Genomic DNA, 12,859 nt, shown 5'->3' on the forward strand with positions numbered 1-12,859 from the left:
CCCTGACATCGGGCCCCCAAACGGAGACAGTATCGTGGCAGTCAAGATCGGGATCAATGGATTTGGACGGATAGGGCGTCTGACCCTGAGAAGCATTATCGAGAGCGGTCGGACCGACATCGTTCCCGTTGTCATCAATGGTCCTGGCAGTGTCGAAGACAAGGTTCACATGCTGGTTTACGACAGCATTCACGGCAGGTTTTCAGGGAAGGTCCGTCTTGAAGGCGACCATCTGACGATCGAGGCACAGGGCCGGACTTACGGACCGATCCGCATTTCCTCAGAGCGTGATCCAGCGGCGCTGAACCTTGATGGCGTGGATGTCGCCATGGAATGTTCAGGGCTGTTTACATCGAAACAGGCCGTACAACCCCTGTTACAGGCGGGGGCGCGAAAAGTCCTTATCTCTGCGCCCGCGAGTGATGTGGATGCCACGATCGTCTATGGCGTAAATCATGGGGCTCTCAGGCCGGGCATGACCGTTGTCTCGAATGGTTCATGCACAACCAACTGTCTCGCGCCGCTTGTAAAGATCGTGGACGAAGCGTTCGGAATCGAATGCGGTTACATGCTGACCGTTCATTCCTACACCGGCGACCAGCAGATCGTGGACCGCAGACATCGGGACCTGCGGCGCGCCCGCGCCGCCGGATTGAATATGGTGCCAACCTCCACAGGCGCAGCCAAAGCGATCGATCTTGTCCTGCCACATCTCAAGGGCCGGCTTTCCGGATCGTCATTGCGTGTGCCGACACCAAATGTCTCGATGGTCGCACTCGATTTCATGCCGTCGCGCGCGCCGTCATCCGTAGATGAGGTCAATGCCGTCTTCCACGATGCGGCCACAGGGGCTCTTGCAGGCATACTGGATTATAGCGACGCCATGCTGGTCAGCAGTGACTTCAATCACAGTCTCGCGTCCTCCAATTTCGACGCGACACAGACATCCCTCATCCGGAATGGTGAAATGGTTCATGTCTGTAGCTGGTATGATAATGAATGGGGTTTCTCGAACAGGATGATCGACACCGCCGTTTTTATGGCTTTGCAATCTGACTGAGCGCAGGCAACTTTGGTAAGTCGTCCATTTTGAAAAAGAAACGGAATGACCGTTTTCACCTGTTTTGCGGATAAGTTGTAGCTGCTTTTGCCTTCTTGGGAATAAACACTGGCCGGTGGCGCGCGCCGCTATGACGAGGCTATGTCATTTCCGAAAGGACAAAATCAATGATCCGCGTTTTTCTCAGCCTGATTTTTGCCGTTGCTATCGGCGGCACGGCCTTCGCAGGAGCTAAGCCGGAATCGTTGGAGGAGTTAACCCATAACCTCAACATTGTGCTCAACGAGGAGCTTGATGGAAAAGCATCTCTCAACGGGCGGCTGATCGTGCGCGTCGAACGTGCCTCGATTTGCAAGTCGGCGGTCTGGACACAGAGCAACGGCGTCGGATCGCCATTGCGGCGTGACCTGCTGGAATGGGACGAGATGTTTGATGACAATCCTTGGTTCGATGCCCGGTTTCACTATTGGAAGTTCGTCTATGCCGACCATCGGAGCGACGATGTCGTGTCCATGCCTCTCACGGCGCATCCGGACCGTTTTGACGATTCCGCTGGTATCAACCTCCTGTCGTGCCAACCCAAGCGGCATCATCGTTAACTACGATCCCACCAAAACGGACCAAAATAAACGAGCCCCATAAACTTGATGAACTGGTGCTCTTAAATGGAACTGAGCATCAGGCTGGTCTCTGAATTGAGAATACCATCGGTCATACGAACTTCCCTCAGAACACGATCGAAATTCTGAAGGGTATCTGTCCGAATTTCCGCAATAAGGTCCCAAGCACCATTCGTTGTGTGAAGCGTATAGAGCTCCGGAATGGATCGCAGGGCGCGGATCACTGAGGTGGTCGATTTTCCTGCAACCTCGATCAGCATAATGGCCCTGATATCGTCGTGATGTTCACGCGCCCGAACTGTAAACCCTAAAATGGAGCCATTTTCCAACAGGCGATCCAGCCGCGCCTGAACAGTCGCGCGTGATACGCCGATGATGGATGCAAGCTTGGCGACAGGTGCCCGCCCATCCTCACGCAGAATGGAGATAAGGGTACGATCAAGGTCGTCAAAAATATACATGCGTCATTATGCCATATTTCATAAAGCAATATGAATGATTTTTTTCATATTTTATATCATATTGATTATGTTAACCAGCATATCGTGAAGGCACCATCATCCCACAGCAGAAAGCAGGAGAGATCATGGTCCAGTATGTCGGCGTCGAAAACCTAATCCAGCTGATACGTTCGGTTGGGGTAGAAACATTTCTGACGGAACTGGCCACTTATGTCGAAGAAGACTTCCGCCGTTGGCCGGAATTCGACAAGACGCCGCGCGTGGCGAGCCATTCCCGCGATGGTGTGATTGAACTGATGCCAACGGCCGATGACGCGCTCTATAGCTTCAAGTATGTTAACGGTCATCCCAGGAATACGCGCAAAGGCCTCCAGACCGTTACGGCATTCGGTGTGCTGTCAGATGTGCAGTCCGGCTATCCGCTCATGCTTTCTGAAATGACCTTGCTCACCGCTCTGCGAACGGCCGCGACGTCTGCAGTGGCGGCTCGCTGCCTGGCACGGCCCAACAGCCGGGTGATGGCCATCATCGGTCTCGGCGCGCAGTCTGAATTCCAGGCGACGGCCTTCAAGGCGCTGTGCGGCATTACGCATCTCAGAGTTTACGATGTGGAGTCTGCCGCAACGGAAAAATTCTGTCGGAACATGCAGACCAGTGGGCTCGATATCACCGTCGCAAACAGCAGTCAGGATGCCGTATCGGGCGCCGATATCATCACGACCGTGACGGCTGACAAACTGAAGGCCACGATCCTGTCTGATAACATGATCGGCGCGGGCGTTCACATCAATGCCGTCGGTGGCGACTGTCCGGGAAAAACCGAGTTGCAGGCCGCGCTTTTGAACCGTGGACGCGTTTTTGTAGAATATCCTGAACAGACCCGTGTTGAAGGTGAAATTCAGCAGATGCCGCAAGATTTCCCCGTGACGGAACTCTGGCAGGTCATAACCGGAGACGTTCAGGGCCGCCGCTCCGAACAGGACATTACAATCTTTGATTCGGTGGGTTTCGCCACGGAGGATTTCTCTGCGCTGCGTTACCTCAGAGACAAAATTCTGGGCACAGATTTTTATACGGAAATCGACCTTGTGGCCGAGCCGGAAGACCCCCGTAACCTCTTCGGTCTTCTCAACCAGGTCTGAACTCAGTCATTCCAGAGCATTTCAGGGGAATATTGTCATGACGTCCTTCTCAGTTCAGGCCCCGAGAGCGGTGGTCATGATCCGACCGCACCATTTCCATCCCAATCCGGAAACGGAACAGGACAACGTCTTTCAGACGCGGGACGGTACGCGGACGACTTCAGAAATTGCGACACAGGCCCATGCCGAAGTCACCCGGGCGGCAGAAGCTCTGGAACAGGTCGGTGTGAAAGTCCATCTGTTCGAAGACGAAACCAAGGAAACACCGGATTCCGTATTTCCCAACAACTGGTTTTCCACTCATGCTGGTGGCCATATTGCAATTTACCCGATGTTCTCTCCAAACCGCCGCCGTGAGCGCCGCGGAGACGTCATCGAAATGCTCAAACACGAATACCGCGTTCAGGATGTCATTGATTATTCCGGACTGGAGCAGGACGGCCTGTCTCTCGAAGGGACCGGGGCCATGGTCCTCGACCATATCAGCCGCATTGCCTACGCGGCCAAATCCAACCGGACCAACGAGGTTGCCATGGAGCGCTTCTGCACCCATTTCAACTTTGAACCGATTATTTTTGACGCGGCAGATGAGGCCGGGCGCCTGATCTATCATACAAATGTGCTGATGTGTGTGGGTACCAGCTTTGCAATGATCAGCCTGGAGACAATCAGCAACCTGCACCGTCGTCAGGAAGTACGAAACAGACTAACCGAAAATGGTCGTGAAATCATTGATCTGTCCTTTAATCAAATCAATGACTTTGCAGGAAATGCTTTAGAGCTTTCAGGATCTCAGGGGCGTGTTCTGGCCCTGTCGCGACGCGCCCTCAAGGCGCTGCGGCCAGAGCAGATCCGGATCATCGAGCGCTCGGCAACGCTTTTGCCTCTGGACGTCCCAACCATCGAACTGGCCGGCGGCTCCGTTCGCTGCATGATGGCAGGAGTTCATCTGACACCGCGCTTCTGAATGCCAAAATCGCCCGCGATATGCCCCCTCGAATGTATCGATCAACGAGGCGGCAGCATGTGTGCCAGGTAGCGCGAAAGCTGCGCCTCCAAATTGTCAGAAGGAATAATTCCGGCGATGTAACCGTCCGGACGCACAAGGACCCACTGACCGGGTTCGATTCCGTACGCTTCGGCGATATCGCCTTCTTCATCGACGAGTTCATGCCCCGCGCCAATGGTGACGATCCGAACACCTGCGATGACCAACGGCCGATCACGCACCTCGTAACCGAGCAGGGTCCAGTGAGACCCTTGAAAAACCGCAAACAGCCGCGTCCGCTGCCCGGCCTGTCCGCGACAGGGCGCATCAGGGGCGCGATCGCCCGCCTGCACTTTGCCGCTCACCGAACCGGGCACGTTCAATGATGAACCGCGATAGCCGAGGTCAAGCTGACGCGCCTCGCGATCGCGTCGCATGGTGCCCTGCTTGACTTCCCCAAGCAGCCGCGTCGAGAGACGCAGCATGTTCAATGCGACCGGTCGCCGCTCCGCCTCGTAACTGTCGAGCAGCGCCTCCGGCGCCCTCGCGAGCACGGACGCCAGCTTCCAGCCGAGATTATAGGCGTCCTGAACGCTGGTATTGAGGCCCTGCCCGCCGGTTGGCGGGTGAACATGTGCGGCATCCCCCGCAAGGAAGACGTGCCCGACCCGATAGCGATCGGCCAGACGCGCACTCATCGTATAAACCGAGGACCACGACACAGAACGGACCGTAATGTCTTCCCTGCCGGTCCGGTCTTTGATCAGCGCGGTCAGCCCGACCGGAGACAGATCGACCTCTCCGTCCAGAGCCACAGGGGCCTGAATCTGGAACAGGTCCGTCCCCGCCAGAGGACAGATCATCACCTGTGTTTCGGGTGAGCCGAACTGGAACCGATGCCAGACAGACCGATCCAACCCCTCCAGCCGCACATCGGCAACGATCGCACGCACGCCCAGTGCTTCTCCCGGAAAATCGATCGCCAATGCATGACGCACGAAGCTGCGGCCACCATCGGTCCCGACGAGGAACCGGGCGCGGATAACCTGCTCGCCGCCGTCCTGTTCGATCCTCGCCGTAACGCCCTGGGCGTCCTGTTCAAACCCTGTCAGTAGCGTCCCAAAATGTGGATGATGGCCCAGTTCGGCAAGCCGCTCCCGCATGACGGCTTCGGTGGCGAACTGCGGCAGCATCAGTGGCGCCGCATAGGGCTCGGCTGCGGTCGGGAAGACGTCTGCTTCCGTCAGAAGCGACATTTTATGGGTTCCATCAGGGCGATACTGACACAGCGGCGGATAGGGGCCGCCTGCCGCAGCCACACGATCAACGATGCCGAGATCCTCGAAAATCTCCATCGTCCGGGGCTGGATGCCCTTGCCGCGCGACCCGCTGAACGGCTGCGTATTCTGCTCGATCAGTCGGAACGAAATTCCACGTCGGGCGAGGTCGATGGCAAGTGTCAGGCCCGCAGCCCCCGCACCCGAGATCAGGACGTCTGTATCGAAAGACACTGGCAGCTCCGCGAATCAATGTGTAATATTCACATATATAGGCTCCGCGTCGAAGGCAACGAAAAACGTGAATAATGCACACGATTCTGAAATCCTGCGCGGACTCCATGCCGCAATTATCGATCTGGTCGATGAAATCAACCGGCCGCGTCGGGATGATCGCCTGATCGAAGAGGCCGGTATTCCGCTGGATCGGGCCCTGTTTCCGCTTTTGGCGCGCGTATGGCGTTATGGTCCGATCGGTGTTGTCGAACTCGCGGATCGGACGGGCCGCGATCATACGACCATCAGCCGACAGATGACCAAGCTGGAGGAACTGGGCCTCATCGAGCGCAAGCCGTCCATGACGGACAGGCGTGTTCGGGAAGCGACAGTGACAGAAAAGGGGCAGGAAATGGTCGACCTGCTCAACGCAGCGCGCGAGAGGCTGGCGAACCGCATTCTCGTCGACTGGACCGACGAAGACCTCGCTCAGTTGAGGGCGCTTCTGAGACGCTTCGCTGACGATCTGATGCGATGAGTTCGAAAACAGACGTTGCGGCCCGATCCTGATCCAAATCCGTCACGTTGTCTGCTCTTGCGTCCCCCCGCACAGCCGCCGAGCAGGGTCTCGACTGGTTCCACGCGTTGCGAGCCATTGTGCATGGCCTGATCGCGACGCGGGATCGAGCAACTTATATGGCAGAACGGAACTGGGGATTGACAGGCGCTACGCTCTGAGGAGCGACCATCTGCTGATAGGGCGGAATGCACCCGATTTCAGGGGAAATAAATGGTGCCCAAGGGCGGAATCGAACCACCGACACTGCGATTTTCAGTCGCATGCTCTACCAACTGAGCTACTTGGGCACCGAGCTTCAGGGCGAACCCCGTTGCGGAGATGGGATGTAGCTTATGATTGCGGTGGGATCAACCCTCTCCGTCGCGATATTCGTCCTGTTCTTCGTCATTGTCCTGACGAAAGGACGGAACGCGGTATGTTCCGCTGAACCAGCGGCCCAGATCGACGTCTGCACAGTGCCGGGAGCAGAACGGGCGGAACTGGGGATCTGTGGGGCGGTGGCAGATCGGGCAGGTGGACTCGCTCATGACAGGCTCCAGCTTGCAGGGGAGGCGTTGGGATCAAGGACAAGGTCTAACGTCCGCGCGCGCCGTGACGTGAAATCAGCGAGAGCCTCGGGATCACTTTCCAGCGCCTTGATGAGGCTGATCGAGGCCGTCAGCGTCTGGCCGGGGCGGTCTTCGCGCAGGATCGTCCGCAGGATGGACAGAGCCTGACCCTGTGGGGAAGACAGCAGTTCATGCAAAGGAGGGCGACGGCGCGGGCGCGTCAGTTCCAGCAGGCCGGATGGGGTCGCGCCGAGCACTTCAGGTTTGAGCGGGTCGCCGGACAGAACCTCACGCAGGAAGGGGACCAGAGCGGGGCGTTTGCGCGTCTTTACACCCGCCGGATCGACCAGAATCGTGCCTGACAGGTTCCGTAGGCGGATCTGCCGGGCAAGGTCTGGAAAAGCTGCGACATTTCCCTTGAAGTCAGGAGCGCCGCTGCTGTCGAGGTCGATGGCGATCAGGGCGGGAGTCGGAAAAAAACTGGCGGTCAGCAGACCCAGATCGGCATCGGAACTGCAAAGACTGTCGAAATCGGATTCAAGTGCGCCATCGAACGCCTGCTGGCAGCGCTGAAGGCGCGGACGCAGCCGGATGGGCAGTTTTGCCGCAATACCCGGATCGTCCACGAAGATCGGCGCATCCGGATAGCGGTCCGCCAGTTCGTCCAGCGGGGTCGGGCCGTGTTCCAGCAGTTTGGGGGCGGAAGCTGCTTCGGCAGGCATGTCGGCCCGACGCAGACGTAAGCCTTTGCCGTTCTGGGCCGAGCGACTGACGCGGGCTGCGATCAGGACCCCTTCGATCAGGGCATCGCGGGTGGAAAGAAAACCACTCTGCCCATCTTCTAACAGAACGAATGCGCCGCCCAGAGCCGGGGCGGCCTTCTGGACGCGGACAACGTGCCAGTCTTCCAGACCATCCGGGCAGCCGGGACGCCAGAGTGCGACGTCCAGCAGCGTATCATGGTCGGTAACGGCAATCCGCACTTCGCCCGGAGAACAGGCTGCGCGGATTTCAGTCATGCGATCCAGCCACCCGAAGGTTTGCCCATCGGTTGTCCGCGTAAGAGCTGCGCGGTTTCAAACAAAGGCAGCCCCACAACGGCGGAGTAGCTGCCGCCAATCTGGCGGATATGGGCGGCGGCGGCGCCCTGAATGGCATAACCGCCCGCCTTGCCCTTCCAGTCCCCCTGCGCGATCAGGGCATCGATCTGCGCATCCGTCAGGCGATGGAAGATGACGGCGGTTTCCACCAGCCGTTCACAGGAGTTGCCCTGCGGCCAGCTCGCGCTCGGGCGCAGGACAATAGCGGTCAGAACCTTGTGCCGACGGCCCGACAGCAGCTTCAGGCAGGCGCGGGCCGTCTTTTCATCTTCGGCTTTTGGCAGGATGCGCCGACCGACCGACACCACGGTATCCGCGCCGAGAACCAATGCGGCATCCGTGCGCTGCGCGGCCACATGCTCCGCCTTCTGGCGGGCGAGGCGCTGCGCAAGCGGACGCGGCAGTTCGCCGGGGCGCGGTTCTTCGTCGATATCGGCGCTGACGACGGCGTCGGGCACGATGCCGATCTGTTCCAGCAGGCTCAGGCGGCGCGGGGAGGCGGAGGCCAGAACGAGCTTCGGACGGTCCAAAAGGCCGGATGACCCTTCTGCGGAAGACGGGGATGCGGTCATGCGGCGGACTGTCTTACTTGAAGCGGAACGTGATCCGGCCCTTGGACAGGTCGTAGGGCGTCATTTCGACGTTGACACGGTCACCGGCCAGAACGCGGATGCGGTTCTTGCGCATCTTGCCGCTCGTATGGGCGAGGATGGTGTGCTCGTTGTCGAGCGTGACGCGGAACATGGCGTTGGGGAGCAGTTCCATGACGGTGCCGGTAAACTCGATCAGGTCTTCTTTTGACATGTGAATCCTTGCTTCAGGGACAGGGTAATGATCTGCGCGCGGCAGTGGCTCCGGTGCGGAGCCAGAAAATCCAGCCCGCTATGTGCGGACTGTCAGCCGAAAGGTCAAGCGCGACCGGCCCCTGTCCCGGGATTCTTGCGGTTTTTATGCCGGTCGGGCGTGGTTTTCAGGAGGCTTTGCTAACGCCCTGAGCCGCGGCGCGGGCGGCCATCTTTTCTTCCTCAGTCCAGATGCGGCGTTCGCGCACCTTCTGCGGCTTGACCTGCTTGACCGGACCGCCGCCGAGCACGGGCGGGCGCATGGTGGAGTTCCGGGCCTTTTCGCAGTGCCATTCATGGCTGTCATGAACGTCTAGAGTCCGGCCGATCTCACGCTCCACGGCATGCAGCCAGGCGCGCTGTTCGGCATCGCACAGCGTGATGGCAAAGCCGCTGCGGCCCGCACGGCCCGTGCGGCCGATCCGGTGGACATAGCTTTCCGGCAGGCTCGGCAGATCATGGTTGATGACATGCGTGACCGTATCGACGTCAATGCCGCGCGCCGCGATATCGGTCGCCACCAGAACCTGCACGTCACCCTCGCGGAATGCATTCAGCGCCCGCTCGCGCTGGCCCTGCGACCGGTTGCCGTGCAGCGCTTCCGCCGTGATGCCGGACTCCGTCAGGAAGGTGCAGACCTCGTTGGCGATGTTCTTCTGCAATGTGAAGACGACGGCCTGACCGATACCCGGCGTCTGAAGCTGGGACAGAAGAGCCGCTTTCTTGTTGGACGCATCCAGGAACATGACCGACTGCGCGATGCGGTCCACCGTGGTGGAGGGAGGTGCGATCTCGACCTTTGCCGGGTCGCGCAGGAGGCTCTCGACGAGGGCCGTAATGGATTTCGGCATGGTCGCGGAAAACAGCACCGTGTGCCGGTCTGCGGGGAGCGTTGCGACAATGCGTTCGATGGGCTTGGCAAAGCCCATGTCCAGCATCTGGTCGGCTTCATCCAGCACCAGTGCCTCAAGCTGCGACAGATCGCACAGGCCCTGCTCGATCAGGTCCAGCAGGCGTCCCGGTGCGGCGACGATGATGTCCACGCCCTCTTCAAGAGCCTTGACCTGATGCACCTGACTGACGCCACCGAAAATCGTGGTGACACGCACGGGCTGGTGACGGCTGAAGCTCTCGAACCCGTCTGCAATCTGCGAAACCAGCTCGCGCGTGGGCGCCAGAACCAGAATGCGCGCACCGTTTTTAGGGGCCGGGCGCGGGGTTTCGGCAAGCCGGTGCAGCAAAGGGAGCGCGAAAGAGGCTGTTTTGCCCGTGCCGGTCTGCGCCAGTCCGAGCAGATCGCGACCTTCCAGCAGAAACGGAATGGACTGGGCCTGAATGGGTGTCGGCTTGACGTAGCCTGCGTCGTCCAGAGCGCGAAGGATCGTGGACGCAAGGCCGAGATCGGCAAAAGTTACGGACATAATAAAGCGGCGCCTCCGGCGCTGAGTAAAGCTGCGCCTGATGGGGCTTCGCGGATTCAGAAAACGGGCTTGTACGAATGATGCTTCCTGCCGTCAACGCGGCTGAAAAGCATGCAGCCTCAGCCCATCAGGACAGTTTGGAAATATCGCGCATGGCGACGACCAGATTCATATGTGACGCCAGAAGCCTCTGCGGAAGTGACGGCAGATAGATGCGGATGGCCTCAAGCCGTTTGGACTCCGGAAGGGCCGCAAACGGCGTGCGCGATCCCGGACCGTCGCTCCCCGCGTCATAGCTTTTTGCAATAGCGGCAAGCAGCGTCGCGGGGATGGAGGCCAAAAGCGCTTTCTGCGCCGGGTTCAGGAGGCGGTCCCGCAGGGGGCCGGAGAGCGTGCGCTCTTCGGCTATTTTCGGTTCTTCATAAGGCTTGAGCTGACTCAGCGGAAATTCGACTTCCACGCCATTGGCCTGCTCGACATAGCCGGTGGTGCCGTCGATATCGACCAGCCTGCCGTCATGCGTGCCCTTGAGGTCCGAAACACGGTCACCGATCGACAGGCCGGCCATCAGTTCTTTTCCAGCCGGACCGACAGGCTGAGGGCATGGGCGTCCAGTCCTTCGGCGGTTGCCAGAGCCACACCCGCGGGTCCGATCCGGCGCAGACCGGCTTCATCGGTTTCGATGGTGGTGGTGCGCTTGATGAAATCGAACACCGACAGGCCGGAGGCGAACCGCGCCGTGCGGCTGGTCGGCAGGACGTGGTTCGGACCGCCGACGTAATCGCCCACGGCTTCGGGGCAGTTGCGCCCCATGAAGATCGCACCCGCATGGCGGACCATCGCCGAGAAGTCGCGCGGGGCGTCGAGCATGACTTCCAGATGTTCGGGCGCCAGTGCGTTGACGATCTCGGCGGCTTCCTCAAGCGAGCGTACGACAATGACCGCGCCATGATCGTCCCAGCTTTTTGAGGCGATGGCCGCACGGGGAAGGGTTTCCAACTCTTTGCGGACGGCCTCGGCGGCGCGCTCTGCGAAGGCAGCATCCGTCGTCACGAGAATGGCCTGAGCCTGCTCGTCATGCTCGGCCTGCGCGAGCAGATCGAGGGCCACGAGACGCGGATCGTTCTGCCCGTCAGCCACGACCACGACTTCGGACGGCCCGGCGATGCTGTCGATGCCGACATGGCCAAAGACCTGCCGCTTGGCTTCTGCGACATATGCATTGCCGGGACCTACGATGCGGTCCACCGGGGCGATAAGGTCCGTACCGAACGCCATGGCGCCCACGGCCTGAGCGCCGCCAATGCGGTAGATTTCCGTCACGCCGCAAAGCTGCGCGGCTGCAAGAACCACCGGGTTCAGCACGCCGTCCGGGGCGGGAACGCACATGGCCAGCCGCTTCACACCAGCCACACGGGCGGGCAGAGCGTTCATCAACACGGAGGACGGATAGGCTGCCTTGCCGCCCGGAACATAGAGTCCGACCGCATCCAGCGGCGTCCAGCGCATGCCGAGGCGGATGCCGTCTTCGTCCGTGAAATCCAGATCTTTGGGCATCTGGGCCGCATGAAACGTCTCGATCCGGCGGGCGGCCGTGCGGAGGGCAGCCATCAGGTCCGAGGGCACGCGCGCGGCTTCGGAGGCGATTTCTTCGGCGCTGATGCGGAGTTTGTCAGCGGGCAGCGTCAGCCGATCGAAGCGCGCGGTATAGTCGCACAGGGCCTCGTCGCCCCGGCTGCGGATGTCTGCGAGGATCGCACGGACCGGTTCGGCCACGCTGCGTTCGTCGCTTCCACGGGCGGCGAGCAGCGTGGCGAAGTCTGCGGAAAAACTGGCAGCGGATGTATCGAGGCGTTTCATCAGACCGTACCCTCCGTGGCGAGGGCTGTGCGGAAGCGCTCGATCAGGGCGCTGATTTCTTCAGGCCGGGTCTTGAGCGCGACGCGGTTGACGATCAGGCGGCTCGTGACATGGGCGATAGTCTCGGTTTCCATCAGGCCATTGGCGCGCAGCGTGGAGCCGGTATCGACCAGATCAACGATCACGCTCGCCAGATCCAGCGTTGGCGCGAGTTCCATAGCACCGTTCAGATGCACGATCTCGGCATTGATGGCGCGGGACGCGAAGTGGCGGCGGGCAATGGTCGGGTATTTCGTGGCGACGCGCAGGCGGGACTGGCCTGTTGCCGGATCCTCGACCATGGTTTTCGGGCGCGCCACGCAAATGCGGCAGCCCCCGATGCCCAGATCGAGCGGGGCATAGATATCCGGATAGTCGAATTCCATCAGCACATCCGCGCCACACACGCCGATATCCGCCCCCCCATAGGCGACGAAGGTCGCGACATCGAAGGAACGGACCCGCACGACATCCAGATTCGGATCGGACGTGCCAAAGCGCAGGCGGCGGCTGCTTTCGGTCAGACAGTCCGGGTCGGGCTCGATGCCCGTTCGCGTCAGGACCGGGGCGAGCGCCTTGAGGATGCGGCCTTTCGGAAGAGCGAGGATGAGCGGCGTATGATGATGCGCGGTCGTGTCCGTTCCGTTCCGGGTCATGATCGGGGGGTCGGTCTGGAGCGCTGTCATGCGACGTCTGGTCCTTGGC

General features: G+C 60.1%; 15 protein-coding genes and 1 tRNA gene. 5 read left to right on the forward strand and 11 right to left on the reverse strand.

The annotated features are described in order from the left end of the window. Positions 1-34: 34 nt before the first annotated feature. The gene (gap, locus tag JK213_RS03450) at positions 35-1,060 is read left to right on the forward strand and encodes a type I glyceraldehyde-3-phosphate dehydrogenase (RefSeq protein WP_194261035.1); all 1,026 of its coding nucleotides are present in this window, start codon (positions 35-37) and stop codon (positions 1,058-1,060) included. Between the two features lie 167 nt (positions 1,061-1,227). After that, positions 1,228-1,659: a hypothetical protein gene (locus JK213_RS03455; RefSeq protein WP_194261036.1), complete on the forward strand. Its 432-nt coding sequence runs from the start codon at positions 1,228-1,230 to the stop codon at positions 1,657-1,659. Positions 1,660-1,721: 62 nt separating this feature from the next. On the opposite strand, the gene JK213_RS03460 is transcribed toward JK213_RS03455, so the two are convergent. Then, positions 1,722-2,141: an Lrp/AsnC family transcriptional regulator gene (locus JK213_RS03460; RefSeq protein WP_010505571.1), complete on the reverse strand. Its 420-nt coding sequence runs from the start codon at positions 2,139-2,141 to the stop codon at positions 1,722-1,724. A gap of 125 nt (positions 2,142-2,266) precedes the next feature. Here JK213_RS03460 and JK213_RS03465 point away from each other — a divergent pair, with 125 nt between their 5' ends. Both JK213_RS03465 and ctlX read left to right on the forward strand, forming a co-directional pair. Then, a complete protein-coding gene (locus tag JK213_RS03465) occupies positions 2,267-3,283 on the forward strand; it encodes an ornithine cyclodeaminase (RefSeq protein ID WP_211571279.1) in 1,017 nt (338 codons plus the stop codon). Between the two features lie 37 nt (positions 3,284-3,320). Further along, complete coding sequence (gene ctlX / locus JK213_RS03470; RefSeq protein WP_211571280.1) at positions 3,321-4,250, forward strand: citrulline utilization hydrolase CtlX; 930 nt, start codon at positions 3,321-3,323, stop codon at positions 4,248-4,250. Between the two features lie 41 nt (positions 4,251-4,291). On the opposite strand, the gene JK213_RS03475 is transcribed toward ctlX, so the two are convergent. Continuing rightward, a complete protein-coding gene (locus JK213_RS03475) occupies positions 4,292-5,782 on the reverse strand; it encodes an FAD-dependent oxidoreductase (RefSeq protein ID WP_349291790.1) in 1,491 nt (496 codons plus the stop codon). Between the two features lie 67 nt (positions 5,783-5,849). Here JK213_RS03475 and JK213_RS03480 point away from each other — a divergent pair, with 67 nt between their 5' ends. Further along, positions 5,850-6,302, forward strand: coding sequence for a MarR family winged helix-turn-helix transcriptional regulator (locus JK213_RS03480; RefSeq protein WP_194261039.1), 453 nt, complete (start codon positions 5,850-5,852; stop codon positions 6,300-6,302). A 253-nt stretch (positions 6,303-6,555) separates the two neighbouring features. Here the strand turns inward: JK213_RS03480 and JK213_RS03485 are convergent. From JK213_RS03485 to hisG, 9 genes are all read right to left on the reverse strand, one after another. Beyond that, a tRNA-Phe gene (locus tag JK213_RS03485) sits at positions 6,556-6,631 on the reverse strand. 60 nt (positions 6,632-6,691) lie between these two features. Then, positions 6,692-6,871, reverse strand: coding sequence for a DNA gyrase inhibitor YacG (locus JK213_RS03490; RefSeq protein WP_062032836.1), 180 nt, complete (start codon positions 6,869-6,871; stop codon positions 6,692-6,694). Continuing rightward, a complete protein-coding gene (locus tag JK213_RS03495) occupies positions 6,868-7,911 on the reverse strand; it encodes a ribonuclease E/G (RefSeq protein ID WP_194261040.1) in 1,044 nt (347 codons plus the stop codon). The genes JK213_RS03490 and JK213_RS03495 overlap by 4 nt, the downstream gene beginning before the upstream one ends. Continuing rightward, positions 7,908-8,564, reverse strand: coding sequence for a nucleoside triphosphate pyrophosphatase (locus JK213_RS03500; RefSeq protein WP_194261041.1), 657 nt, complete (start codon positions 8,562-8,564; stop codon positions 7,908-7,910). Before JK213_RS03500 ends, JK213_RS03495 begins: the two co-directional genes overlap by 4 nt. A gap of 13 nt (positions 8,565-8,577) precedes the next feature. Continuing rightward, the gene (gene infA, locus JK213_RS03505; protein ID WP_007282896.1) at positions 8,578-8,796 is read right to left on the reverse strand and encodes a translation initiation factor IF-1; all 219 of its coding nucleotides are present in this window, start codon (positions 8,794-8,796) and stop codon (positions 8,578-8,580) included. Positions 8,797-8,962: 166 nt separating this feature from the next. Beyond that, positions 8,963-10,255, reverse strand: a complete 1,293-nt coding sequence (locus JK213_RS03510; RefSeq protein WP_194261042.1) for a DEAD/DEAH box helicase — start codon at positions 10,253-10,255, stop codon at positions 8,963-8,965. A 127-nt stretch (positions 10,256-10,382) separates the two neighbouring features. Beyond that, entirely contained in the window at positions 10,383-10,823 is a 441-nt protein-coding gene (locus tag JK213_RS03515) for a hypothetical protein (protein WP_194261043.1), read from the reverse strand. After that, positions 10,823-12,115, reverse strand: a complete 1,293-nt coding sequence (gene hisD / locus JK213_RS03520) for a histidinol dehydrogenase (protein WP_194261044.1) — start codon at positions 12,113-12,115, stop codon at positions 10,823-10,825. The genes JK213_RS03515 and hisD overlap by 1 nt, the downstream gene beginning before the upstream one ends. Next, positions 12,115-12,840, reverse strand: coding sequence for an ATP phosphoribosyltransferase (gene hisG / locus JK213_RS03525; protein ID WP_408869882.1), 726 nt, complete (start codon positions 12,838-12,840; stop codon positions 12,115-12,117). Before hisG ends, hisD begins: the two co-directional genes overlap by 1 nt. Positions 12,841-12,859: the final 19 nt, after the last annotated feature.

Source organism: Gluconobacter sp. Dm-44, assembly GCF_018256175.1.
Lineage (GTDB): Bacteria > Pseudomonadota > Alphaproteobacteria > Acetobacterales > Acetobacteraceae > Gluconobacter > Gluconobacter cadivus.